Origin of the sequence: Nocardioides sp., assembly GCA_037045645.1 — a bacterium.
In the GTDB taxonomy this organism is placed as follows: domain Bacteria; phylum Actinomycetota; class Actinomycetes; order Propionibacteriales; family Nocardioidaceae; genus Nocardioides.
On record JBAOIH010000004.1, the window covers coordinates 391228 to 416386 of the forward strand.

Sequence of the window (25159 nt, forward strand, 5' to 3'; positions counted from 1 at the left end):
CCTCGTCTCGCTATGGCTGCTCCATCCCTGACTCCCGACGACACCACTCGGCTCGTCGAATCCACCATCGCCGCACGCGCCGACGAATTGCGCGACATCCGGCGCGACCTCCACGCCAACCCCGAGCTCTCGTGGCACGAGGTGCGTACGACCGACATCGCACGCAAGCAGGTCGAGGCCGCCGGCTGGAACGTCCAGCAGGCAGGGGAGACCGGCTTCTTCGCAGACCTTGGCGATGCCGGACCCCGGGTCGCGCTGCGTGCCGACCTCGACGCCCTGCCCGTCGAAGACACGACCGGTGACCCGTGGGCCAGTCGACAGGACCAGGTCGCGCACGCCTGCGGCCACGACGTCCACACCACCGCGCTGATCGGGGCGAGTTATGCGTTGGCCGCCGCGCACGAACAGGGCCGGTTGAAAGGACGCGTACGCCTGATCTTCCAGCCCGCCGAGGAGGTCATGCCCGGCGGCGCCCTGCAGATGATCGACAACGGTGCACTCGAGGACGTCGCGTCGATCTTCATGCTGCACTGCGACCCCAGCATCGACGTCGGCAAGGTCGGCCTGCGCGAGGGGCCGTTGACCGGGGCGGCCGATCGTCTGGAGGTGCGTCTCACCGGCGATGGTGGCCACACCTCGCGCCCGCACCTGACCCAGGACGTCATCTTCGCGCTCGGGAAGGTCATTTCCGAAGTGCCTGCCGTGCTGTCGCGTCGCTTCGACCCACGCGCGGGCGTCAGTGTGGTGTGGGGCTTCGTCGGCTCGGGGTCGGCGCACAACGTGATCCCGAGCGAGGGCCATGTCGGCGGCACCGTACGCATGCTGGACCATGTGGCCTGGGATCACTCCGAGAAGATCGTCCAGGCCACCGTCGCCGAACTCGTCGCGCCCTACGGCGTCCGCGCGACCGTCGACTACCGCCGTGGCGTGCCCCCGGTCGTCAACGAGCCACAGGCCACCGAACTACTGGGTACTGCGGTGACCCGAGCCCTGGGCGCCGAGGCCAAAGTGGCGACCGCGCAGAGTCTGGGTGGCGAGGATTTCGCCTGGTATCTGGGTCAACGTCCGGGCGCGATGGCGCGCCTGGGCACGCGCACGCCGGGGGGGACGACCTACGACCTGCACCAGGGCAACCTGCGCATCGACGAGGGCGCGGTGGCGCTCGGGGCGCGGGTGCTGGCCGAGGCTGCGCTGGTCACGATCGCGACCAAAACCGAGACCTAACAGTTACCTAACGCGGCGCCGGGTGGGAGTCGCGGCAGATTACAGTTTGGGCCGAAGTGCGCCGTCCGGCGCGAACCTCAATGATCAGGAGGTGCCGTGAAGAAGACGGCCCGTATCGCAGCGCTTACCTGTGCTGCTGCACTCACTCTCGCCGCCTGTGGCAGCAAGCCCGCAGAAGAAGAAGGCTCCGACGACCCCACCAACGCCGAGACCACCTCGACCACTGAGGAATCGCCTGCGGTCGACGAGATCGACTTCAAGGCATGCATGGTCTCCGACTCCGGCGGCTTCGACGACAAGTCGTTCAACCAGACTTCCCACGACGGACTGAAGGCTGCCGCGGCCGACCTGGGTGTGCAGACCGGTGAGGTCGAGTCCCAGTCCGACTCGGAGTACGCCGACAACATCAAGGCGCTCGTGTCCGAGGGCTGCAACTCCATCACCACGGTCGGCTTCCTGCTCGGTGACGCCACGGAGGCCGCTGCGAAGAAGAACAAGAAGGTCAACTTCTCGATCGTCGACTTCGCCTACGAGAAGGCTCCCAAGAACCTCAAGGGCCTGGTGTTCAACACCGCGGAGCCGTCGTTCCTGGCCGGCTATGTTGCCGCTGCCAAGTCGGAGTCCGGCACTGTCGGCACCTTCGGCGGCATGAACATCCCGACGGTGACCTCGTTCATGACCGGCTTCAAGCAGGGTGTGGACTACTACAACTCCGAGGAGGGTGGCGAGGTCAAGGTCCTGGGCTGGAACGGCAAGAAGGGCACCTTCACCGACGACTTCGAGGACAAGGCCAAGGGTCAGACCGTTGCTGAGCAGATGATCGCTCAGGGCGCTGACGTGATCTTCCCGGTCGCCGGTCCCGCCGGTCTCGGCGGTCTTCAGGCCGCCCAGGACGCCGACGTCAAGGGCATCTGGGTCGACACCGACGGCTGCAAGTCGGCCGCCGAATACTGCGACGTGCTCTTGACCTCGGTCATGAAGGGCATGGACGTTGCGGTCGAGGAGGCCATCAAGGAGGGTGTCGAGGGCACCTTCACCAACGAGCTCTACGTGGGCACGCTGGAGAATGGTGGCGTGGGCCTGGCCCCGCTGAGCGACGACGCCGCCGACCTGCAGGACAAGATCGACGAGATCACCCAGAAGATCATCGACGGCGAGATCACGACCGGCTGATCGATCACCGACGGCCTCGCCGTCACTGCAATACCCCACAGTGAGCCGGGGTGGGAGACTCCCACCCCGGCTTCTGTTTCGATAGCGTCCGCTGTGACGCACACCTCATCACCTCGCGTCACCGGGAGGAACGAATGCGGCTGGAGATCAAAGGGCTGACCAAGAGGTTCGGCTCGTTCACCGCCAACGATCACATCGATCTCACCATCGAGGACGGCCAGATCCACTGCCTCCTCGGGGAGAACGGCGCGGGCAAGTCCACGCTGATGAACATGCTCTACGGCCTGCTCACCCCGAGTGAGGGCGAGATCCTGGTCGACGGCCAGCCGGTCACTTTCGCCTCTCCCAGCGATGCGATCGAGCATGGCATCGGGATGGTGCACCAGCACTTCATGCTGGTGCCGGTGTTCACCGTCGCCGAGAACGTGATGCTCGGCAACGAACACACCATCGGCGGCGGCATCCTCAACCGCCGCAAGGCCGCGGAGCGGGTGCGTGAACTGTCCGAGCAGTACGGCCTTCGCGTGGACCCCAACGCGCTCGTCGAGGACCTGCCGGTCGGGGTGCAGCAGCGCGTGGAGATCATCAAGGCGCTCTCGCACAACGCCAAGGTGCTGATCCTCGACGAGCCCACCGCGGTGCTGACCCCGCAGGAGATCGACGAACTGATGGAGATCATGCGCTCGCTCAAGGCGCAGGGCACGTCGATCATCTTCATCACCCACAAGCTTCGCGAGGTCAAGGCTGTCGGTGACGTGATCACCGTCATCCGTCGCGGCAAGGTCGTGGGCTCCGCGCCTCCGACTGCGTCCGAGGCCGAACTCGCCGAACTCATGGTCGGTCGCTCGGTCAACCTGGTGGTGCAGAAAGAGAACGCCGCCGTCGGCGACCCGGTGCTCAAGGTCGAGAACCTCACGGTCGTCGACCCGCGCGGACACCACGTAGTCAAGAACGTGTCGTTCGAGGCTCGCGGCGGTGAGGTGCTGGGCATCGCCGGTGTGCAGGGCAACGGTCAGACCGAGTTGATCAAGACGCTGATGGGGCTCGTACGCCCCGACGCGGGCACGATCACCCTCGACGGCGACGACATCACCAAGGCAACCCCACGCAAGTCGCTGGACGCGGGCATCGGCTATATCCCCGAAGACCGCTCCCACGACGGGTACGTCGGTTCGTTCAGCGTGCGCGAGAACCTCATCCTCGACATGTATCGCCACGACGAGTTCTCCAAGGGCATGGCGCTCAAGCTCGACGACATCGCGGCCAACGCCAAACACCGCATCGAAGAGTTCGACATCCGCACCGAGACGATGGAGTCGCACGTCAGTGCACTTTCGGGTGGAAACCAGCAGAAGGTCGTGGTCGCGCGCGAGTTCAGTCGCCCGATCAAGTTGTTGATCGCCTCACAGCCGACTCGCGGTGTCGACGTCGGCTCGATCGAGTTCATCCACAAGCGGATCATCGAGGAACGCGATCGAGGCACCGCGGTGGTGATCGTGTCGACCGAACTCGACGAGATCTATGCCCTGTCCGATCGCATCGCGGTGATGTACGACGGCCGCATCGTCGGGGTGGTCAAGCCCGACATCGCACGTGAAGAGATCGGCCTGCTGATGGCCGGCGCCACCGAGGAGGCGAGCGCATGAGCGAGAAGACCCCGACCCCTCCGGAGAAGCCGACCGGCCACAAGGCCATCGAGGCCGAGACCGTGGTCGAACTCGAAGAGGAGCGCACCGGCACAGATCCCAAGATCGAGGATCAGCCCGAGCACGCCGATCTCAAGAGCCCGATCAGTTGGCTTCCGAGCCTGATCGAGACCTTCGTCGCCATCGCGATCGCGTTGATCATCGGCGCGCTGCTGATCGCGCTGTCGGACGAGAAGGTCGTCGAGTCGATGCCCTACTTCTTCTCCTATCCGTGGGACTTCTTCTCGCGCTCGTGGGACGCGATCTCGTCGTCCTACTGGGCCCTGCTGAAGGGGTCGATGGGCAGCGGTGAGGCCATCGGTCGTACGCTCCAGCGCTCGGCGCCGCTGATCTGTGCCGGCCTGGGCGTCTCCCTGGCGTTCCGCTCCGGGCTGTTCAACATCGGTGCCCAGGGTCAGTTGATCCTCGGTGCGTTGGTGGCGGGCTACATCGGCTTCTCGTGGGACCTGCCCCCGGGCATCCACACCCTGGCCGCGCTGATCGGTGGCCTGGTGGCCGGTGGTCTGTGGGGAGCGATCTCGGGTTACCTCAAGGCCCGGACGGGCGCGCACGAGGTGATCACCACGATCATGCTCAACTACCTGGCAGCGTCGGTGATGCTCTATGCGCTGAGCAAGAATGCTTTCCAGCGTCCGGGCAGTGACAACCGTCAGTCGCCTCCGGTCCACGACAGCGCGACCTTCGGCAGCATCGGCGACATGCACTTGGGCGTGCTGCTCGCATTCGTAGCCGCGGCCGCGGTGTGGTGGCTGCTGGAGCGCAGCACGCTCGGCTTCGAGTTGCGTGCCGTCGGCGCCAACCCCCAGGCCGCCCGCACTGCGGGCATGAACGTCGAGAAGGTCTTCACCATCGCGATGCTGATCGCCGGCCTGCTGGCCGGTCTGGCCGCCACCATGACGGTGCTCGGACAGCAGAACTCGTTGAGCCCGACCCTGCCCGGCACGATCGGCTTCGACGCGATCACGGTGGCCCTGCTCGGCCGCGCGACCCCGCTCGGCACCGTGCTGGCGGGCCTGATGTTCGGCGCGCTCAGCGTCGGCGGCGTGGCGATGCAGGCAGCGGCCGGCACTCCGAAGGAACTCACCCAGGTGCTCTCGGCGCTGATCGTGCTCTTCGTGGCCGCGCCCGCACTCGTACGCGGGATCGCAAGGCTCAAGGGCAGTGGTAGCGATGATGCGATGATGGCGAAGGGATGGGGCGGCTGATGAGCACCGCAACGATGGAACCGACCGGATCGATCCCAGGTCCGGGCGAGGCACCCGTACGCGACCGGGCCGACATCCAGCGCCAGATCAAACTGGTGGCTGTCTTCGCGCTGGTGTCGCTGCTGCTGTTGTTCTTCTGGACCAGCATCGATCACTCCAAAGTGCTCTTCACCCTGGGTGAGCGGATCAGCAGGGACACTCCTGCCGAGGAGATGAACGGCAAGACGTGGGTGCTTGGCGCCTTCCTCATCTCGCTGCTCGCGACCGTCCTGGCGGTGCTCAACAAGGTGCCCAAGGGCATTGCGGGGGCGCTGGTCTACCTCGCGGTCGGGGTCGCGTTCTTCGTCGGCTTCATCATCTGGAACTACGCCGATCAGACCGAGACCTCACTGGCGATCGTGAACCCACTGCCCGGCACGATCCGGCTGTCCACGCCCCTGGTGCTCGGCGCGTTGGCCGGTGTGATGTGTGAGCGCGCGGGCGTCATCAACATCGCGATCGAGGGTCAGCTGCTGATGGGCGCGTTCTTCGCCTCGGTCGCGTCGTCGCTGTTCCAGAGCGCGAACATGGGCCTGTTCGGCGGCATCCTCGCCGGTGTCCTGCTCTCCTGGATGCTCGGCATCTTCTCGATGCGCTATCAGGTCAACCAGGTGGTGCTCGGCGTCGTCTTGATCGCCTTCGCGACCGGCCTCACGAGCTTCCTGCTTTCACAGATTCCCGACGGCAAGGCCGAGAAGTTCAACCTGCCGGTGCGATTGGAACGCATCCCGATCCCGGGACTTTCCGAGATCCCCGTCATCGGGCCGACGTTCTTCGACCAGACGATCCTGGTCTACCTGATGTACTTCTCGATCGCGCTGGTGACCTTCCTGCTCTACCAGACCAAGTGGGGCCTTCGCGTCCGCTCGGTCGGCGAGCACCCCAAGGCCGCCGACACGGTGGGCATCAAGGTCAACCGCACCCGTTGGCAGGCCGTGCTGCTCGGCGGTGTCTTCGCCGGTCTGGGCGGTGCCTTCTTCACCGTCGGATCGACAGGCTCCTTCGACAACGGTGCTTCGGCAGGCAACGGCTTCATCGCGTTGGCTGCCGTGATCATGGGTCGTTGGCACCCCATCGGCGCCACGATGGCGGCACTCTTCTTCGGCTTCTTGACCACTTTGCAGTTCCAGCTCCAGGGGCTCGACAAGATCCCGAGCGAGTTGCTGTTGGCATCGCCTTATCTCGCGACGATCATCGCGGTGGCCGGGTTCGTCGGTCGGGTTCGCCCGCCGGCCGCCGACGGTGAGCCGTACGTCAAGAGCTGATCGTGGTCGACGAGAGCGATTTCGACTGGGAGGGGCTGCAAAGCTGCCGCGGTGGAGGTCTCGAAGCGGGCGTACGTGCCCTACTCGGACTTCCCCGTCGGCGCCGCCGCCCGGGTCGACGACGGCCGGGTCGTCGTGGGCTGCAACGTGGAGAACGCGTCGTACGGCGTGGTGCTGTGCGCCGAGTGCGGTGCTGGTCTCCTCGCTGCATGCGACCGGGGGTGGCCGGCTCACGCACTTCGTGTGCGTGAACAAGCTGGGCGAGGTGATCATGCCGTGCGGTCGTTGCCGCCAGTTGATCTTCGAGCACGGCGGCAACCGGTTGCTGATCTGGACGGTGCGTGGCGTGAAGCCGATGAGTGAAGTCCTGCCCGACGCGTTCGGGCCCGAAGACCTTGAGGAGGTCCGCTGATGGCTGCCCACGACGCCGTCGAGGTGATCAGCGCCAAGCGCGACAAGCACGCCCTGAGCGACAGTCAGATCGACTGGGTGATCGACGCCTACACCCGCGGTGAGGTTGCCGACGAGCAGATGTCGTCGCTGGCGATGGCCATCCTGCTCAATGGGATGTCGCGCGAAGAGATCGCCCGCTGGACCAACGCGATGATCGCGTCCGGTGAGCGGATGGACTTCTCCGGGCTGTCGCGCCCCACCGCCGACAAGCACTCCACGGGCGGGGTCGGAGACAAGATCACGTTGCCGCTCGCGCCGCTGGTCGCGGCCTGTGGGGTCGCGGTGCCGCAGTTGTCCGGTCGCGGGCTGGGTCACACCGGTGGCACTCTCGACAAGCTCGAGGCGATCCCCGGTTGGCGTGCGGCGCTGTCTAACGAGGAGATGTTCGCCCAACTCGAATCCGTCGGTGCGGTGATCTGTGCGGCCGGTGACGGGCTGGCTCCGGCTGACAAGAAGCTCTATGCACTACGTGACGTGACGGGCACCGTCGAGTGCGTACCCCTGATTGCTTCCTCGATCATGAGCAAGAAGATCGCCGAGGGCACCGGCGCCCTGGTGCTCGACGTCAAGGTCGGCACCGGAGCGTTCATGAAGGACCTCGACCGCGCCCACGAACTCGCCGAGGTGATGGTGGCTCTGGGCAAGGACGCAGGTGTCCACACGGTCGCTCTGCTCACCGACATGTCCACTCCGCTCGGACTCACCGCAGGCAATGCGATCGAGGTCGCGGAGTCGGTGGAGGTGCTCGCGGGCGGCGGGCCGGCGGACGTCGTCGAACTGACCGTGGCGCTGGCTCGGGAGATGCTCGCAGGTGCGGGCCGCGATGAGGTCGACCCGGCCGAGGTGCTGGCCTCTGGCCGCGCCATGGATGTGTGGCGCGACATGATCCGCGCTCAGGACGGTGATCCGGAGGCCGCCTTGCCGACTGCCAAAGAAACCCATGTGGTCAACGCGCCCACGTCGGGCGTACTCACCCGTCTAGATGCGATGGCCGTGGGCCTGGCAGCCTGGCGGCTGGGCGCCGGTCGGGCGCGCAAGGAGGACCCGGTGCAGGCAGGCGCCGGAGTCACCTGGCACGCCCGTCCGGGCGACACGGTGTCGGCGGGCCAGCCGCTGTTCACCCTTCACACCGACGAACCCGAGCGTTTCGAGCGGGCTCTGGCCCCCCTCGAAGACGGCTTCGACATCGCGGCGGAGAGCCCCGATTTCGAGCCCACCCCGATCATCCTCGGCCGGGTGGACTGAGCGACCGGACACCCCCGACTGATCAGGCCAGCAGGAGCACGACGTGCTCGGCCACACAGGCCGGCTTGTCCGCACCCTCGATCTCCACGGTGTGCTTGATGATCAGTTGCTTGCCGGCGGCCAGGTCGGTCACGTCGCCGAACGACACGTGCGAGCGAAGGCGAGAGTCCACCGGCACCGGGCTGGGAAAGCGCACCTTGTTGAGGCCGTAGTTGAGCCGGGCGCCGTCCATCTCGAAGGTGAAGACCTGGCTGGTGAAGTGCGGCAGCAGGCTCAGCGTCAAGAAGCCGTGCGCGATCGTGGCACCGAACGGACCCGACGCTGCCTGCTCCACGTCGACGTGAATCCACTGGTGATCCAACGTGGCGTCGGCGAAGGCGTTGATCCGGTCCTGGTCGACCGCGATCCAGTCGCTGACGCCGATCTCGGTGTTCGCCGCGCTCGCGACATCGTCCAGACTGGTGAAAACCCGCATGAAGCTCTCCTTGTGAGTTGGTACGCAACCGAAACCTACCTGTCAGGATGGGCGCATGTCTGACCCGTCTGCCACCGCCCTCACCCCGCTCACTCGCGAAGTCGTCCAGGCCGCACCCAAGGTGCTGTTGCACGACCACCTGGACGGCGGGCTGCGCCCGCAGACGATCGTGGAGTTGGCAGCACAGATCGGCCACGAGTTGCCGGCCGACGATGCCGAGTCGCTGGGCCGGTGGTTCGAGGAGGCCAGCAACAGCGGCTCGCTGGTGCGCTACCTGGAGACCTTCGATCACACCGTCGCGGTGATGCAGACGGCCGCCAACATCACCCGCGTCGCCCGCGAATGTGTCGAGGACCTGGCCGCCGACGGAGTCGTCTACGCCGAGATCCGGTACGCGCCCGAGCAGCACGTCAACGAGGGGCTCAGCCTCGACGAGGTGGTCGCTGCCGTGCAGCAGGGCTTCGACGAGGGCACGACCGCGGCCGAGGGTCGCATCGTCGTACGCCAACTGCTCACCGCGATGCGCCACCAGGCGCGCTCACGTGAGGTGGCCGAGCTCGCGGTCGCCTGGCGCGATCGTGGGGTGGCGGGCTTCGACATCGCAGGAGCCGAAGCGGGGTACCCCCCGACCCGTCACCTGGACGCCTTCGAATACCTGCAGCGCGAGAACTCGCATTTCACCATTCACGCCGGGGAGGCGTTCGGCCTGCCCTCGATCTGGGAGGCGATCCAGTGGTGTGGCGCCGACCGGCTCGGTCATGGCGTACGCATCATCGACGACATCGCGGTGGACGACGGCGGCAACGCGGCACTGGGCCGGCTCGCGGCCTACGTGCGCGACAAGCGCATCCCGCTGGAGATGTGCCCCACCTCCAACCTCCAGACCGGCGCGGCGGACTCCCTGGCCGAGCACCCGATCGGACTGCTCACCAAGCTGCGTTTTCGCGTCACCGTCAATACCGACAACCGCTTGATGAGTGGCACCTCGATGACCCACGAGATGTGGGAGCTGGTGCAGACGTTCGGGTACACGCTCGAGGACCTGCGCTGGTTCACCATCAACGCGATGAAGTCGGCCTTCCTGCCTTTCGAGGAACGGCTGGCGATCATCGACGGCGTGATCAAGCCCGGCTATCGCGCGCTGGGTGCGAGCTAGCGCGGCAGGACCGCCCACCACAGGTGGGTCCACCGGTCGAAGCCGGTGCGCCCGGAACGCAGTCTTGCGATCGGCATCGGCCTCAGCCCACCAGTGCCGGGGTCGTAGCACCAGATTCCGGTCACCTCGCCGCCGTGCCGCTCCGCGTCGACGGCCAACACCACGTGCCGGGGGAGCAGAGCGGTGCCGACATACAGCGGCACGCAGGCTCCGGTGTCCAGGGCGCGCAGCACCTCGTCGAGACGGTTGGGAGTGGCGCGCCGCCACAGCCGCGACGACCAGTCGGCGCCGAGTTGCCCGGCCAGTGACCACGGCGGTGTGCCGAGCGCGCGCGGCCACGGCACCTGCAGGTGCCCGCCCACCGCCACGGCGCTGGTCGTACGTCGGTGCATCGCCAACACCTCCGTACGGAATCTCTGGGCCGCATCACCGCGGATCGACCAGCCGGTGTCCGGGTGACTGCCGCGACTGATCAGGGCGGCGTACGCGTCGTCGCGCAGCACGCGCTCCATCACCAGGCAGGCCGCGCCACACGAGCGTGCGTCGGGCTGTCGCGGCCGGGTCGCCAGCAGCCGTTCGCCCTCGCGCGAGAAGCGGCGCACGTCAGCCGAGCCTGCGGATCGCGTCGTACGCCTCGTCCGCGGTCATCTCCTGGCACCCGAGCGCGACGGCATGGCGTACGACTGCCGGCTGGTCCTTCATCAGGGCCCAGCCGCGCTTGATCAGGAGCATCGGCGCCTTGCGGCGCTCGCGTAGGTCGCGGCTCAACCGACGCCAGAAGGTGATCAGGCGGTGCTGAGTGATGCAGTACGCGCCGGCCAGACAGCCGATCCGGCGTGCTTCGGGGACGATCTCCTGGGCGAAGATTCCCTCCGCGACGAAGAACTTCGCATCGCCGAGCTCCAGCACCTGAGTGCCCACCCGGCCGTTCTGCGCGATCTCATAGACGGGCAACTCCGCGCGGCCGTCGGCGCACAAGGAGGTGATCGCGGCCAGGGCCTCGTGGTGCAACCAGGAATCGGGGTGATCCCAGTCCACGATCCCGGCGTTGGGGCCGTCCTCGATGTGCGGCAACGTGGGGTCGTCGCCGTTCTTGTAGAAGTCGTCGAGCCTCAGCACGGGCAGCCCGAGACGTTCGGCAAGGCGTGACTTGCCAGCACCCGACGGGCCGGCCAGCACGATCAAGCGGGCATGCACGGGGTTATTGTGCGACCTTCCCGTGCGGCACCGGGCAGCCGGTGGGACGGAAGGTGCCGAGTTTCGCGAGGTCGTAGCCGTTGGGGTAGCCGGTGACCTGCGGCAGGTCGCGGGCTCGGGTCGGTTGCATCCGCGGTGGCTGCCTTCGCAGCCACGCAGCTCGGGCTCGTAGCGCCGCCTTGGCGGCAGCGCGCTCGGCGCGAGTCGGGTGCTCGAACCTGAAGGCGTCGAGCAGCGGCGCGTCCATGAATGCCCGCGACGAGCGGATCACCGCCTTGCGTGGCGCCAGATTGTTGGGCGGGAACGTCGCCATCAACTTCAGCGTTGCCTCCGCGACGTCGCGCGCACGCGGGTCGTACGCGAAGTGCTCGGCCTCATAGGCGTCCATCGCGGCCGTGAACTCCTGCCAGGTGCCGGGGATGTTCTTGATCCCCATCAATCGGCCGACCTCGCGGTAGTAGTTCGCCGAGGCGACCTTCTCCTTCTCAGACAAGGGCCGCCAGCCGTAGTCGTCCAACCAGCGGATCGGCACCGCCACGAAGGTGGTCAGCACATAGCGCATGTCGTCGCCTGCGATGTCGTACATTCCGTGCATCTGGTTCATCCGCCGGATCGCGGTCAGACCCTGCTCGGAGCGGATGCCGTGCTCGCCGAGCGCGTCGAGGATCAGCGCGGTGTCGTCATAGCGTTTCTGCGTACGCTCGGTGAATTCGCCCGTCTCGTAGAGCAGCACCCCGATGCTGGGCACGGCGTAGGTGCGAAACAGCGCGAACGACAACGCCTGCGTGACATCCCACGGGAACTCGTGGGCGGCGCTGATCGTCACGATCTCTTCGTAGTCGGTCTCGGGATCGAGTTGCTCGATCCGGCGCAGCCAGTGATCCCGATCGGCCATCACTCAGATCCCGATCGGGTGCCAGACGGTCTTGATCTCCAGACCCTCGATCAAGCGGTCCGTGCCGGGAAGCTTGAGTCCAGTCGGGCTCGGCTGCCGGCGCCCGGCGTACGCGCTTGAGGTTGTCGGCCGCGGCCACCTCGTACGCCGTGGCGTTCTCGGCGTCGCCGGCCAGGCCGGTGAGGTCGAGTGCGTTGACGTCCATATGGGAGGCCAGCCATGGGCCGGGCGCGGTGTAGTCGCCGGTCAGGATGTTGACCACGCCGCCCGGCACATCCGAGGTCGCCAAGACCTCGGCGAACGTGACGGCGGGCAGCGGGCGCTGCGCCGACGAGACCACCACGACGGTATTGCCGGTGACGATCGCCGGGGCGATCACCGAGATCAGGCCCAGCAGCGACGACTCCTGTGGCGCGAAGACGGCGATCACGCCGGTCGGTTCGGGGGAGGAGAGGTTGAAGTACGGCCCGGCGACCGGGTTGGCACCGCCCACGATCTGGGTGATCTTGTCGGCCCACCCGGCGTACCAGACCAGTCGGTCGATCGCCGCGTCGAGGGTCCTCTCGGCCCGCGCAGGAGTGAGCCCCTCGGACTGTTTGAGCGCCTCGACGAACTGGGGGCGCCGATCCTCCATGATCTCCGCGACGCGGTAGAGGATCTGGGCCCGGTTGTAGGCGGTCTTGCCCGACCAGCCCTTGAAGGCGCTGCGCGCCGCGATCACCGCGTCGCGGGCATCCTTGCGCGAGGCCTGAGCCGCATTGGCCACGAACTTCCCCTTCGCGTCGAGCACTTCATAGCTGTAGCCCGACTCCGAGCGCGGGAACTGACCGCCGATGTAGAGCTTGTAGGTCTTGCGTACGTCCACGCGCGCCATCTCAGTGCGCTCCCTTCAGGTAGGCGGCCAGGCCGTGGCGACCGCCCTCGCGGCCATAACCGGACTCCTTGTAACCGCCGAACGGTGAGGTCGGGTCGAACTTGTTGAACGTGTTGGCCCACACGACTCCGGCACGCAGTTGGTTGGCCATCCACAAGATCCGGCTGCCCTTGTCGGTCCAGATGCCTGCCGAGAGGCCGTACGGCGTGTTGTTGGCCTTCTCGACCGCCTCGGCCGGGGTGCGGAAGGTCAGCGTCGAGAGCACCGGGCCGAAGATCTCCTCGCGCGCGATCCGGTGCGCCTGCGTGACGCCGGTGAAGACGGTCGGGGCGAACCAGAAGCCCTTGCTGGGCAGGTCGCACGGAGCCGACCAGCGCTCCGCCCCCTCTGCGTCGCCGATGGCGGACAGCTCGCGGATGCGCGCCAACTGCTCGGCGGAGTTGATGGCACCGACGTCGGTGTTCTTGTCCAGCGGGTCACCCACGCGCAGGGTCGCCATCCGGCGCTTGAGGCGGTCGAGCAACTCGTCGGCGATCGACTCCTGCACCAGCAGCCGCGAGCCGGCGCAGCAGACGTGGCCCTGGTTGAAGAAGATCCCGGTGACGATGCCCTCGACCGCCTGGTCGATCGGGGCGTCATCGAAGACGATGTTGGCTGCCTTGCCGCCGAGTTCGAGCGTCGCGACCTTGTCGGTGCCCGCGATCGCCTTCGCGATCATCTTGCCTACTCCGGTCGAGCCGGTGAACGCGACCTTGTCGACGTCCTCGTGCTCGACCAGCGCCTGACCGGTGTCGCCCGCGCCGGTGACGATGTTGACCACACCGGGCGGCAGGTCCGCCTGCTGGCAGACCTCGGCGAACAGCAGCGCGGTCAGGGGAGTGGTCTCGGCGGGCTTGAGCACCACCGTGTTGCCGCACGCGAGCGCCGGAGCGATCTTCCACGCCAGCATCAGCAGCGGGAAGTTCCACGGGATTACCTGGGCCGCGACGCCGAGCGGCTGCGGGTTGTCGCCGTACCCGGCGTACTCCAACTTGTCGGCCCAGCCTGCGTAGTAGAAGAAGTGCGCCGCCGCGATCGGGATGTCGACGTCGCGCGCCTCCTTGATCGGCTTGCCGTTGTCGAGCGACTCCAGCACGGCGAACTCGCGCCCGCGCTCTTGCAGGATGCGCGCGATGCGGTAGAGGTACTTCGCCCGCTCGCTGCCCGGCATCTTGCTCCACACGCGGGAGTACGCGCGGCGGGCCGCTTTGACGGCGAGGTCGACGTCGTCGGCGCTGGCCTCGTGGATCTCGGCCAGCACCTCCTCCGAAGAGGGGCTGATCGTCTTGAAGTTGGTGCCGTGCCCGTCGACGAACTCGCCGTTGATGAACAGCCCGTAGGACGGTTGGAGGTTGAGGATGCTGCGCGACTCCGGGGCCGGGGCGTAGTCGAACGCCGCCGGCAGGATCGTCTCGTTCGAGACCTTGACCATGATGTGTGGGCTCCCAGCTCAGTCGAGGGTGAAGTAGTCGGGACCGGAGTAGCGCCCGGTCTGCATCTTGGTGCGCTGCATCAGCAGGTCGTTGAGCAGCGTCGACGCGCCGAAGCGGAACCAGTCCGGGTCCAGCCAGTCGGGCCCCGCGGTCTCGTTGACCATGACGAGGTATTTGATCGCGTCCTTGGTGGTCTTGATGCCGCCCGCGGGCTTCACGCCGATCATCTGGCCGGTGAGTTCGCGGAAGTCGCGTACGGCTTCCAGCATGATCAGCGTGACCGGCAGGGTCGCGGCCGGCTGCACCTTGCCCGTCGAGGTCTTGATGAAGTGGCCGCCCGCCATCATCGCCAGCCAGGAGGCGCGACGGACGTTGTCGTAGGTCTGCAACTCGCCGGTCTCGAAGATGACCTTGAGGTGTGCGCTCTCTCCATTTTCCTTGGCACACGCCTGACGGACCTGGACGATCTCGTCGTACACGTCGAGATAGCGACCGGCCAGGAACGCGCCGCGGTCGATGACCATGTCGATCTCGTCGGCACCGGCCTCCACCGCATCGCGGGTGTCGGCCAGCTTGATGTCCATCGCCGCTCGCCCGCTCGGGAACGCCGTGGCGACTGCGGCGACATTGACGCCGGAGTCACCCAGCGTCTCCTTGGCGGTCGCCACCATGTCGGGATAGACGCAGACCGCGGCGGTCTGGGGACAGGTCGGATCGGCCGGGTCGGGGCGCATCGCCTTGTTGGCCAGTGCGCGCACCTTGCCAGGAGTGTCTTGCCCCTCCAATGTCGTCAGGTCGACCATCCGGATCGCCAGGTCGATCGCGAAGTCCTTGGCCGACGTCTTGATCGAGCGGGTGCCGAGCGAGGCGGCGCGCGCCTCACAGCCCACCTGGTCGACCCCGGGAAGTCCGTGCAGGAAGCGGCGCAAGGAGGAATTGGACGCGGTGATGTCGTCGAACGTCACCGTGCTCTCGCCGGTCTGGGTTGTGGTCACCCGCAACAGCATAGGGTGAGCGGGTGTCCCCGAGTGAGTCGAGAAATGCCGAACAGGGCCACCTCGATTCGTCGGGCGGTGGCGTGATCGAACGCTTCTCCAACGGGTCGGCCTGGGTGACCGGGGGTTTCCTCCTCGCGATCGGCGCCGCGTTGGTGACTACTGCGGCGCTGGAGCGCGACGACGTGGACTCCTGGGTGGGTGCTCTGGGCGCGCTCGCGATCGTCGTGGCGTGGATCTGGCTGCTGCGACCGCGCGCCTACGTCACCACGCAGGAGTTGGTGCTGCGCAACCCGTTGTCGACCGTGCGGATCCCTCTCGCCGCGGTGGAGGAGTTGGTCGTACGCCACTATCTCGCCGTCCGTGCGGGGGAGCGACGCTTCACCTCGGCAGCGGTCGGCCGCACGCTGGGCAACCGGCTGCGCCATCCGCGTCCGACCGGTGATCTCAATACCGCCGAGGGACTCGCCAACGCTGCCTATGGCGACTATGTCGAGCACCGGCTGCGCGGCCTGGCGTCCGACGCGCGCGAGCGCGAGGGCATCGCCTTGATGTCGCCCGAGCAGGATGCGCTCGCGGCCACCGTTCAGAGGTCGTGGGCCTGGCCGGAGCTCGTGGCGCTGGTCGCCGCGGCGGTGGCGTTCGTCGTCTTGCTCTAGTTCACGCGGTGAAAGCGCCGTCGCGCAGCATGGGGACGACCCCGCTGGCATCCGCCTGCGCCGCGATCGCGACATCGGCGCCGAAGCCTGCCTCGATCAACTCGATGCCGCCCGCGCAGCGTGTCATCGCCTCGGTGACGTGCGGTCTGACGTCTCGCCAGGCCGCCGCCGCCGCTAGCGCCTCGGGTGACGCATCGGTCGCGCCCGCCTGCAGGGCCGCCGCGATGACCGCCCCCGCGCCCCACAGGTCCTCGACCGCCGGCCGCAGGGTGTCGTCGGGCCAACGCTCACCCGCGGGGACCACCACCACGGACTCGCCGGTGGTGACCCGCCCGGCCACCCAGGCACCCACGGCGGCGGCATTGCGCAGGCTCGCGGCCACGACCGTGTTCGCGCGCTCGGTGAGCAACGCACTGATGGTCGAGCCGTTGGGCGAGGGAAGCACGATCCGGTCCACTGCGGTGACCCCTGCCATCGAGGCAGGAGACAGACTCACCGCGCCGGGGCGTTCGAGGGCCTCCAGTCGACCGATCGCCAGCGTCGCGTGCTGCGATCGGGCGTACGCCGCGGCCCGGTCGTCCTTCCAGGCGTACGGCAGCACGGCGATGCCGCGCTCGACCGCCACCGTCACCGTCGTCGTGAAGGACAGCACGTCGACGACGACGGCGATGTCGGCCGGCACGTGCTTCGCGCCGTCGGGCCCCCACTCGCAGCGGATCGCAAAACCGGCCTGGTCGTGGCCGGGCTTTTCGTATCCGGGCTTTTCGTATCTGGGCTTTTCGTATCTGGGCTTGTCGTATCCGGGCTTGGTCATACGTCCAGGAACGACCGCAGATCGCCCTTGATCGCGTCCAGCCGCCCAGCCGCGGAGATCCGAGCCGCATCCACCGAGTCTTCGACCGGGATCACGACTTCGAGATAGCACTTCAACTTCGGCTCGGTGCCACTCGGTCGGACGATCACGCGCGCGCCGTCGGCGAGAGAGAACCGCAATCCGTCGGTCGGTGGCAGGTCTGCGCTGCCTTTGGCCAGGTCGTCGATGCGCTCCACGGCCAGTCCGCCCAGCGCGGCCGGGGGCGTGGCCCGGAAAGCCTCCATCGCACGCGCGATCAGCGACAGGTCCTCGACGCGAACGCTGAGCTGGTCGGTCGCGTGCAGGCCATGCTCGCGGGCAAGGTCGTCGAGCAAATCATCGAGCGTACGACCTTCGGCCTTCGCCGAGGCGGCGAGCTCGCACAAGAGCAGCAGCGCCGAGACACCGTCCTTGTCCTTGACGTGCTCGGGCGCACAGCAATAGCCCAGCGCCTCCTCATAGCCGTAGGCAAGACCCGAGACTCGACCGATCCATTTGAAGCCCGTCAGCGTCTCTTCGTAGGGCTGTCCGGCCGCTGCGGCAATCTTGCCGAGCAGACTCGACGACACGATCGAGCAGGCGAAAACGCCTGTGCTGCCGCGCCGGATCAGGTGTGCCCCCAGCAAGGCTCCGACCTCGTCGCCGCGAAGCATCCGCCAACCGTGGGGACCCTTCGTGGCGGCGGCGCACCGGTCGGCATCAGGGTCGTTGGCGACCACGAGGTCGGCGCCGGTGCTTTCGGCGAGCGCCATGGCGAGATCCATCGCCCCCGGCTCCTCGGGGTTGGGGAACGCGACGGTCGGGAAGTCGGGGTCGGGTTCCTCCTGCTGCTCCACCACCTGGGGCGCGGAGAAGCCTGCGGTCTCCAGCACTTGCAGCACCGAGGTGCCCCCGACGCCGTGCAGCGGCGTGTAGACGGTCTTGAGGTCGCGTGGCCCGTCACCGGCCAGGCCCGCGATGGTGTCGTAATAGCGGTCGACGATCTCCTCGTCGAGGATGCGGCCCGCGCCACCGCGCGCGATGTCGGCCACCGGGCCTACCGCCGCGATCTCGGCGGCGATGCCGGAGTCCGCAGGAGGCACGATCTGGCTGCCGTCGCCCAGATAGACCTTGTAGCCGTTGTCCTGCGGCGGGTTGTGGCTCGCCGTCACCATCACGCCGGCGACACACCCGAGTTCGCGGATCGCGTACGCCAGCAGCGGCGTTGGCAGCGGTCGGGGCATCAGCAGCGCCTTGAACCCTGCCCCGGTCATCACCTCGGCGGTGTCGGTGGCGAACACATCGGAGTTGTAACGCGCGTCGTACCCGATCACCACGCTGCTGCCTGGTGCGGCGCCCTCGCTGCGCAGGTACGCCGCCAGTCCGGCCGCGGCGCGCAGCACGACGACGCGGTTCATCCGGTTGGGACCGGCTCCCAGCGCACCGCGAAGCCCGGCCGTGCCGAACTCCAGCGTGCCGTCGAAACGGTCGGCCAGGTCCGCCGCCGCCGACTCCTCACCTGACTCGGCTGCGGCGATCACCGCCTCGAGTTCGGCCCGGGTGGTGTCGTCGGGGTCCTGGGCCGCCCAGTCACGGGCCTGCTCGATCAGTGCTGCGGTCATGGCCGCACGTTAGCGCGCGCTAACGCGTCGTGCGGTGTGTCAGGCCAGAGACGCGATCGCGGCGTCGTAGTCCGGCTCGGTGGTGATCTCGTCCACGAGTTGGGTGTGCACGACCTGGCCACCCTCGTCCACGACCACGACAGCGCGCGCGAGCAGACCAGCCATCGGGCCGTCGCTCATCGTGACGCCGTAGTCCTCACCGAAGGACGACCGGAAAGCCGAGCCCACCTTGACCTTGTCGATGCCCTCGGCTCCGCAGAAGCGCGCCTGGGCGAAGGGCAGATCCTTCGAGACGTTCACGACGGTGGTGTTGTCCAGACCGGCGGCGAGTTCGTTGAACTTGCGTACGCTGGCTGCACAGATCCCGGTGTCGATGCTCGGGAAGATGTTGAGAACGACTCGCTGCCCGGACAACTCGTCGGAGCTGAAGTTGGAGAGGCCGTCGCCGACAAGTTGCCAGCCGGGAGCGGCGGCCTCGGGTGCCGGAAGCTCGCTGACGGTGTTGACCGGGGTGCCCTTGAACGCTGTGGTTGCCATGGCTCTATTTCTACCGCAGGTCACCGACGGCCGACACCGGCCGGTGCAGATTCAGCGGAGGTACGACTCCAGGTCTTGGCCCAACTCGGCGAAGATCGCCTGGTTGAACGTGAAGGATCGCTGCACCTCGGTCACGATGGCCTCTTGTTGAGCTGATGTCACCGGAAGGCTGTCCAGCCGCTCGCGATAGCCGTCCTTGTAGGGCTTGACCTTCTCGATGTCTTCGAAGCGATAGAACGCGGTGCCCTCGCCGTCCTTGAGGCCGAAATGGCGATCGAGCATCCGGCCGATGACCTGGCCGCCCGAGAGGTCGCCCAGATAGCGGGTGTAGTGATGGGCCACGAGGAGTTCGGGCTGCGCGGCCGTGGCGTGGATCGCGTCGGCGTACGAGCTGGCGGCGGCGCCGGCAGCAGGGAACTGGGTGGCGCCCTCGGACCAGAAGGCGAGGTCTGCGTCGATCGCCGCGACCCGATCCAGGCGCGAGTCGACGATCGGGCCCGCGATCGGGTCGTCGGCAACTCGTCGCGAGATGTCTTCCAGGGCGGCGTACACCGCCCGCAGGTCAGTGAGATAGCGCACGTAGCCCACCTCGTTGACGCGACCTGCCATGAGTTCCTCGACGAAGACCGAACTTTCGGCCGCGTCGTGTTGTGGGCGTGAACCCTCACGCATCTGGACCGACAGGGAGGCGGTGGGAGCGGGCTGCAGGAGCGTCATGGCTGTTCTTTCTGAGACCGGTGAGGATTGCGGACTGGCGCAAGGTTAGCCTTACCTTAATAAGGTGTGCCTTGCCTGTCCCAAATCCTGTCGGTCGGGCACCAGAGCCAAAGGAGCGAAATAGTGCGTCGTCGTGTCGCCGGAGTCGTGGCCGTCGCCTCGGTGCTGCTCATGACCTCCTGCGGGTCGGGCGAGCCCCCCGCGCCCGAGGCTTCGACGCCCGAGAGCGCACCGGCGCCTTCCCTCGCCGACGTCGAACCCGCCGCAGATCCCCGGGCCTTCGAGGGAGCGCTCAAGCCGGCGATCGCCGACGCGGCCGTACGCCCTGTCGTGCAGGCTCCGGAACCACGTCTGCCTGCGACGGTGACCGATGCGCAAGGCACGAAGGTCACCGTGCGCGACGTCTCGCGAGTGCTGGCACTCGACATCCACGGCACCTTGTCTCGCACGGTCTTCGAACTCGGGCTCGGGGATCGGCTCGTCGGTCGCGACATCTCCACTCAGTTCGAGGAGGCAGCCGACCTGCCGCTGGTGACGGGCACGGGGCACGAACTCAACGCGGAGGCCATCCTCGAGCTCGACCCCACGCTGATCCTCACCGACACCTCGCTCGGCCCCTGGGACGTCGTCTTGCAACTGCGTGACGCAGGCATTCCGGTCGTGGTGGTCGAGCCCGAGCGACACCTCGGCAACGTGGAGGAGATCACCGAGATGACCGCCGCAGCGCTTGGCGTACCCCAGGTGGGCACGCAACTCGCCGAGCGTGAGCGCAAGGAGATCGAGGAGGTCGAGGCTCAGATCGAAGCTGTCTCGCCGCCGAAGAACGAACGACTGCGCACCATCTTCCTCTATGTGCGCGGCAGCGCCGGTGTCTACTACCTCTTCGGTGAAGGCAGTGGCGCGGACGACCTGATCGAGGCCGCCGGGGCGTACGACGTCGCCGAGGAGATCGGGTGGAAGGGCATGCGCCCGGCCACCGCCGAGGGCATCGTCGCCGCCGCTCCCGAGGTCGTGGTGATGATGACCAAGGGCCTGGACTCCACGGGCGGGGTGGAGGGTCTGCTGGAGCAACTCCCGGCGCTCGCTCAGACGCCCGCAGGTCAGAAGCAGCGATTCATCACCATGGCGGACTCCCAGATCCTGGGTTACGGACCGCTCACCGCTGACGTGCTCAACGCCCTCGCGGTCGCGATCCACGCGCCGGAGGCGCTGCAATGACAGCGACAGCAGCTCCGCGCGTACGCACTGCTTTGGGCCGTCCGGCGCCCGCGTTCGTCCTGCTCGGGCTGGGCGTGCTGCTGGCGATCGCCGTGACGAGCGCAGCCGGGGCAGGGCAATTGCACATCTCCTTCGCCGAGGTGCTGGGCTCGGTCATGCACCGCTTCGGCCTCGATCTCGGGCCGATGCCCAGCCATCCACAAGGTGACGCCACGTTGTGGCAGGTCCGCTTCCCGCGCGTGGCGATGGCAGTGCTCGTCGGTGCCGCGCTCGGTGCGGCGGGCGCGGTGATGCAAGGCGTGTTCGCCAACCCACTCGCCGAGCCCGGAGTGGTCGGCGTGTCCGCCGGGGCGGCCTTCGCCGCGGCGGCAGTCATCGTCTTCGACCTCACGGTCCTCGGCAGTTGGACGATCGCCGCAGCAGCGTTCGTCGGCGGTCTGGTCACCACGCTGGCGGTCTATGCGCTGGCTCGTGACGGGGGGCGTACGGAGGTCGTCACGCTGGTGCTGACGGGTGTCGCGATCAATGCGATGGCCGGCGCCGCTCTGGCCTACCTGATGTTCCTGGGCGACACCCAGGCGCGCGAAGAGATCGTCTTCTGGCAACTGGGCAGCCTCAACGGGAGCCGTACCGATCATCTGCTGGTGACGGCTCCGGTGACGCTGGCCGGGCTTCTCGGCGCAATCTTGGTCGCCCGGCAACTCGACCTGCTCGCGCTCGGGGATCGCTCCGCGCGCCATCTCGGAGTCGATGTCGAGCGCCTGCGCCTGATCAGCATCGTCGTGGTCGCCGTCCTGACAGCGGCAGCGGTGTCGTTCGCCGGGATCATCGCGTTCGTCGGGCTGATCGTGCCGCATCTGATGCGGATCCTCGTCGGTCCCGGCCACCGGATTCTGGTCCCCGCCAGTGCGCTCGCGGGAGGCCTGCTGCTGGTCGTGGCCGATCTGTGGGCGCGCACCGCGATCGCGTACGCCGACCTGCCGATCGGCATGCTGACCGCCCTCGTCGGCGGCCCGGTGTTCTTCTGGCTGCTGCGGCGTGCTCGCAAGACGGCAGGAGGCTGGGCATGAGCGCCGTAGTCTCGGCAACCCAGGTGTCGGTGTCTCTGGGTGGCCAGCGGATTCTCGATGCCGTCGATCTCGACGTGCACGCCGGCGAACTCGTTGCGCTTGTCGGTCCCAACGGTGCGGGGAAGTCGACGCTGCTGTCGGTGCTGGCCGGAGACCTGACCCCGGAGTCGGGCGAGGTGACGCTGTCGGGTGCCCCTGTGACCGGACGCTCGACCGCAGACCTCGCGCAGGAGCGTGCCGTCCTACTCCAGCAGCAGAGACTGGCGTTCGGTTTTCGGGTGCGCGAAGTGGTGGAGATGGGGCGGTCGGTGTGGCGGCGTACGCCCCGCGCCGATGACGACGACGCCAAGGTCGAGTGGGCCATGCGAGTCGCCGATGTCACGGACTTCGCCGACCGCCGGGTGCCCACACTGTCGGGCGGGGAGCAGGCCAGAGTGGCGTACGCCCGACTGCTCGCCCAGGACGTCGAGGTGCATCTGCTCGACGAGCCCACCGCTGCCTTGGACATCCGACATCAGGAGGCACTGCTCGCGCAGGCCCGCTCCAGCGCCGATCGGGGCGCGGCCGTCGTGGTGGTGCTGCACGACCTCTCGCTTGCGGCTGCCTGGGCCCACCGGGTCTGCGTGCTGGCGCAGGGACGCGTACGCGTCGACGGTCCACCGGCCGAGGTGCTGACGGGCGCCCTGCTCACGGAGGTTTACGAACACCCCGTCGAGGTGGTTCATCACCACGGCCAAGTGATGGTCGTGCCCGTACGCACCCATCAGACCCAGCCGTCCGAGGAGGCGACATGTCCCGCCGGTTCCTGACATTCCTCACCGTGCCTCTGGTCGCCGCATCGGTCCTGGTCGCGGCTCCCGCGCATGCCCGGTCCTCAGTCACGATTGACGCCGGCGGCAAGGGCGCGGTGATCGACTCGTCCTATTCGACCTCCCTGACCGTGAGCGGTCGCGGCTTCCAGTCGATCAAGGGCGGCCATGGGGGCATCTATGTGTGGTTCGGCACCGTGTCGCCGGGTTGGCAGCCGAGCAGGGGCGGACGTTCGGGAATCGACTACGCGTACGTGCCGGACTCCGAATCCAAGTCCAACCAGGGCTTCCAGAGGTTTGTGTCATTCCCCGGCTCGGCGACGGCCTCGACTGCCGCGGCGACCATGTCGGAATCTGGAGCCTGGAGCACGAACCTCAAGGTGCCCGGGCCGACCTTCCAAGCCGTGGGCCGCAACGGTTCCGTACGCACCGTGGACTGCCGCAAGGTCACCTGTGGCGTGATCACGGTGGGTGCCCACGGCGTTCGCAACGCCAACAACGAGACTTTCACGCCGGTGCGACTGGCAGAACTCACGCCGACCAGCAGCGTACCGTCAGCAACGTCGACCACGGTGGTCGCACCCACCACCGGCGCGACCTCGACGGACTCGGCGGCCGACCAGGTCGCGCTGAGCCAAGGCCCGGTCGAGCCGATCCGGCGAGGCCCAGCGAAACTGCGCGTCGACCGCTCGTCGGCGATGCCCGGTCGGGCGCTGGCCTTTACCGTGGCCAACCTGACGCCGGGGCGGCAATTCTCGGTGATCCTCGACGACGGGCTGAGCGCGAGCGGGCCCTTCGCGGCCGGGCCCGACGGGCGTGCCAGCGGCGCGATCGCGTTGCCCGCCGATGCTCGGTCGGGCACCCACGAGTTGCGCCTCTTCGGTGCGGGCAAGAAGGCGAACGTACGGTTCGGGCTCACCGCTCCCGCGGTGGAACCAGTGTCGGCGCCAGCCAACGCCGACGACGTCGACCCTGCTCCTCGGATCTTTGCCGGCGTTGCATTGCTGGCGTTTCTCCTTGCCCTCGGCTTCGCCGGAGCGCGCGCGCTGAGGAGCCGTCGTGCGCGTGTCTAGGGGACTCGTCGGTGCTCTGGTCGCGGCTGTGTCGGCTGCCATCGTGGCGGTTGGTGGCGCGGCCAGCAGCGCGCCTGCCGGTGAGCCGCTCAGCGTTTCCGACGCCACCCTCGCGTGGGGTCTGAGCAACCAAAGCAACGCGCGCTCCCACAACCCCATCGCGATCAACTTCCTCTCCGCAGGAGTAGCCGACCCTGGCTCAGGCGGAATCGAGTTGCCCCAGTCCAAGTGGCGTGCCCGCGACGGGAACGTCCAGGTGCAAAAGCTCGACGCAGACTCCACGTGGCAGCGCGCCACGTGGGCTGGTCTGGGCAGCGACGCGTCCGGAGCCGCCATCGGCATCGACGGGCCGTTCAGCGGTCACCGGGTGCTGCTCTCCGCCGGTGAAGGCACCGTGGACCCTGCGAGCAAGACGGTTGACCTGAGTTGGCGCGGCACGTTCTCAGTCGTCTATTACGGCGGCAACATCGTCTTCACCGTCACCGACCCGGCATTGCAGGTCGGCGATGGCACCGGGTCGCTGACCGCGAACGTGGCCGGCTGGGCAAGCGATCGTTCGGACCCCACGGCGTGGACGCCGCAGCCTGCCGAGCGGGTGACGCTCGCGGACCTTACCGGGGTCGTCGTGAGCGATGCGGGCTTCACGGTGACCCCTGCCTACGACGGAGTCACGGTGGAAGGCAGCGTCCCCCAGGTACGCACCGGCCCTGGCTGGGGCTCGTTCCCGACGTCGCTGGTGAGCTATCTGGCCAAGCTCGGCAGCGACCAGTTCTGGTATTCGACCGGGCTCACCTCCGATCACACCAAGGCGCCGCTGCCCCTCACGCTGGGCTTTGGCGACCAGGCGCCCACCACGACTCCGTCGCCCACCGCGAGCGCCACCACGACACCGACGACTCGGGCAACACCGACCAACCCTGTTCTGACCCCGCCCTCGAATCGGCCTGCTCCTGCCGTCGTGACCCACACCGTGACTGCGGCGCCAGTCGCGCCCGCGCCCGCCGTTGCGGCCCCCGTACCCCAAGTCGCTGCCGCGGCACCCGCCGCGCCGTTGCCCGCGCCGGCAGTGGTGCTGGCGGCGTCGACTCCGACAACCCAAGCAGCCGTCGCCGAGCGTGACTCAGCGGACGTCGGCTGGTGGGCGGGCGGCGCACTGCTGCTCGCTGCGGCGGTGCTGATCCTGCTCCGCACCTTTACCGCTCGCTCCTGACCTCGTAACACCCGCCCTCGAAAGGAAACCCATGTCCC

General features: G+C 67.7%; 24 protein-coding genes and 1 pseudogene. 14 read left to right on the forward strand and 11 right to left on the reverse strand.

The window, feature by feature from the left end:
* Positions 1–12 precede the first annotated feature (12 nt).
* The 7 genes and pseudogenes from V9G04_15205 (at position 13) to V9G04_15235 (ending at position 8310) form a co-directional block, all read left to right on the forward strand.
* A complete protein-coding gene (locus V9G04_15205) occupies positions 13–1224 on the forward strand; it encodes an amidohydrolase (GenBank protein ID MEI2714598.1) in 1212 nt (403 codons plus the stop codon).
* A gap of 96 nt (positions 1225–1320) precedes the next feature.
* Complete coding sequence (locus tag V9G04_15210) at positions 1321–2397, forward strand: BMP family ABC transporter substrate-binding protein (GenBank protein ID MEI2714599.1); 1077 nt, start codon at positions 1321–1323, stop codon at positions 2395–2397.
* Positions 2398–2531: 134 nt separating this feature from the next.
* Positions 2532–4043: an ABC transporter ATP-binding protein gene (locus V9G04_15215; protein ID MEI2714600.1), complete on the forward strand. Its 1512-nt coding sequence runs from the start codon at positions 2532–2534 to the stop codon at positions 4041–4043.
* Positions 4040–5308, forward strand: coding sequence for an ABC transporter permease (locus tag V9G04_15220; GenBank protein ID MEI2714601.1), 1269 nt, complete (start codon positions 4040–4042; stop codon positions 5306–5308). Before V9G04_15215 ends, V9G04_15220 begins: the two co-directional genes overlap by 4 nt.
* On the forward strand, positions 5308–6612 hold the full coding sequence (locus V9G04_15225) for an ABC transporter permease (GenBank protein MEI2714602.1): 1305 nt from the start codon (positions 5308–5310) through the stop codon (positions 6610–6612). Before V9G04_15220 ends, V9G04_15225 begins: the two co-directional genes overlap by 1 nt.
* 75 nt (positions 6613–6687) lie before the next feature.
* Positions 6688–7024 (forward strand): annotated as a pseudogene (locus tag V9G04_15230) (cytidine deaminase).
* Positions 7024–8310, forward strand: coding sequence for a thymidine phosphorylase (locus V9G04_15235; GenBank protein MEI2714603.1), 1287 nt, complete (start codon positions 7024–7026; stop codon positions 8308–8310). The pseudogene V9G04_15230 and the gene V9G04_15235 overlap by 1 nt, the downstream one beginning before the upstream one ends.
* A 22-nt stretch (positions 8311–8332) precedes the next feature.
* Here V9G04_15235 and V9G04_15240 read toward each other — a convergent pair whose 3' ends face one another.
* Positions 8333–8785, reverse strand: coding sequence for a MaoC family dehydratase (locus V9G04_15240; GenBank protein ID MEI2714604.1), 453 nt, complete (start codon positions 8783–8785; stop codon positions 8333–8335).
* Between the two features lie 55 nt (positions 8786–8840).
* Between V9G04_15240 and V9G04_15245 the strand changes: the two genes are divergently transcribed.
* Entirely contained in the window at positions 8841–9941 is a 1101-nt protein-coding gene (locus tag V9G04_15245; protein MEI2714605.1) for an adenosine deaminase, read from the forward strand.
* On the opposite strand, the gene V9G04_15250 is transcribed toward V9G04_15245, so the two are convergent.
* Genes V9G04_15250 through deoC form a run of 6 tightly spaced genes read right to left on the reverse strand, consistent with a single transcriptional unit; the run spans position 9938 to position 15374 of the window.
* The gene (locus V9G04_15250; GenBank protein MEI2714606.1) at positions 9938–10543 is read right to left on the reverse strand and encodes a hypothetical protein; all 606 of its coding nucleotides are present in this window, start codon (positions 10541–10543) and stop codon (positions 9938–9940) included. The genes V9G04_15245 and V9G04_15250 overlap by 4 nt on opposite strands.
* Before the next feature lies 1 nt (position 10544).
* On the reverse strand, positions 10545–11138 hold the full coding sequence (locus V9G04_15255) for an ATP-binding protein (protein ID MEI2714607.1): 594 nt from the start codon (positions 11136–11138) through the stop codon (positions 10545–10547).
* A gap of 4 nt (positions 11139–11142) precedes the next feature.
* A complete protein-coding gene (locus V9G04_15260) occupies positions 11143–11916 on the reverse strand; it encodes an oxygenase MpaB family protein (protein ID MEI2714608.1) in 774 nt (257 codons plus the stop codon).
* Positions 11819–12907, reverse strand: a complete 1089-nt coding sequence (locus V9G04_15265; GenBank protein MEI2714609.1) for an aldehyde dehydrogenase family protein — start codon at positions 12905–12907, stop codon at positions 11819–11821. The genes V9G04_15260 and V9G04_15265 overlap by 98 nt, the downstream gene beginning before the upstream one ends.
* Position 12908: 1 nt before the next feature.
* Positions 12909–14378, reverse strand: a complete 1470-nt coding sequence (locus V9G04_15270) for an aldehyde dehydrogenase family protein (GenBank protein MEI2714610.1) — start codon at positions 14376–14378, stop codon at positions 12909–12911.
* 18 nt (positions 14379–14396) lie between these two features.
* Positions 14397–15374 (reverse strand): deoxyribose-phosphate aldolase, encoded by a 978-nt coding sequence (deoC, locus tag V9G04_15275; protein MEI2714611.1) that lies wholly within the window; start codon positions 15372–15374, stop codon positions 14397–14399.
* Positions 15375–15397: 23 nt separating this feature from the next.
* Between deoC and V9G04_15280 the strand changes: the two genes are divergently transcribed.
* Entirely contained in the window at positions 15398–16033 is a 636-nt protein-coding gene (locus V9G04_15280) for a hypothetical protein (protein ID MEI2714612.1), read from the forward strand.
* Position 16034: 1 nt separating this feature from the next.
* On the opposite strand, the gene V9G04_15285 is transcribed toward V9G04_15280, so the two are convergent.
* From V9G04_15285 to V9G04_15300, 4 genes are read right to left on the reverse strand one after another with little or no spacing between them, the layout of a single operon-like run.
* The gene (locus tag V9G04_15285) at positions 16035–16847 is read right to left on the reverse strand and encodes a 2-phosphosulfolactate phosphatase (protein MEI2714613.1); all 813 of its coding nucleotides are present in this window, start codon (positions 16845–16847) and stop codon (positions 16035–16037) included.
* Positions 16844–18487 (reverse strand): phospho-sugar mutase, encoded by a 1644-nt coding sequence (locus tag V9G04_15290; protein ID MEI2714614.1) that lies wholly within the window; start codon positions 18485–18487, stop codon positions 16844–16846. Before V9G04_15290 ends, V9G04_15285 begins: the two co-directional genes overlap by 4 nt.
* A 39-nt stretch (positions 18488–18526) precedes the next feature.
* The gene (gene tpx / locus V9G04_15295) at positions 18527–19024 is read right to left on the reverse strand and encodes a thiol peroxidase (protein ID MEI2714615.1); all 498 of its coding nucleotides are present in this window, start codon (positions 19022–19024) and stop codon (positions 18527–18529) included.
* Between the two features lie 51 nt (positions 19025–19075).
* Positions 19076–19741: a biliverdin-producing heme oxygenase gene (locus tag V9G04_15300; GenBank protein ID MEI2714616.1), complete on the reverse strand. Its 666-nt coding sequence runs from the start codon at positions 19739–19741 to the stop codon at positions 19076–19078.
* 123 nt (positions 19742–19864) lie between these two features.
* Here V9G04_15300 and V9G04_15305 point away from each other — a divergent pair, with 123 nt between their 5' ends.
* Genes V9G04_15305 through V9G04_15325 form a run of 5 tightly spaced genes read left to right on the forward strand, consistent with a single transcriptional unit; the run spans position 19865 to position 25121 of the window.
* Positions 19865–20959: an ABC transporter substrate-binding protein gene (locus tag V9G04_15305; GenBank protein MEI2714617.1), complete on the forward strand. Its 1095-nt coding sequence runs from the start codon at positions 19865–19867 to the stop codon at positions 20957–20959.
* Positions 20956–22029 carry an iron ABC transporter permease gene (locus tag V9G04_15310; GenBank protein MEI2714618.1) on the forward strand — a complete coding sequence of 358 codons (1074 nt, stop codon included), beginning with the start codon at positions 20956–20958 and terminating at the stop codon, positions 22027–22029. Before V9G04_15305 ends, V9G04_15310 begins: the two co-directional genes overlap by 4 nt.
* A complete protein-coding gene (locus V9G04_15315; GenBank protein ID MEI2714619.1) occupies positions 22026–22838 on the forward strand; it encodes a heme ABC transporter ATP-binding protein in 813 nt (270 codons plus the stop codon). The genes V9G04_15310 and V9G04_15315 overlap by 4 nt, the downstream gene beginning before the upstream one ends.
* Positions 22820–23911, forward strand: coding sequence for a hypothetical protein (locus V9G04_15320; GenBank protein MEI2714620.1), 1092 nt, complete (start codon positions 22820–22822; stop codon positions 23909–23911). The genes V9G04_15315 and V9G04_15320 overlap by 19 nt, the downstream gene beginning before the upstream one ends.
* Positions 23904–25121: an HtaA domain-containing protein gene (locus V9G04_15325; GenBank protein MEI2714621.1), complete on the forward strand. Its 1218-nt coding sequence runs from the start codon at positions 23904–23906 to the stop codon at positions 25119–25121. The genes V9G04_15320 and V9G04_15325 overlap by 8 nt, the downstream gene beginning before the upstream one ends.
* The last annotated feature ends 38 nt before the right edge of the window (positions 25122–25159 follow it).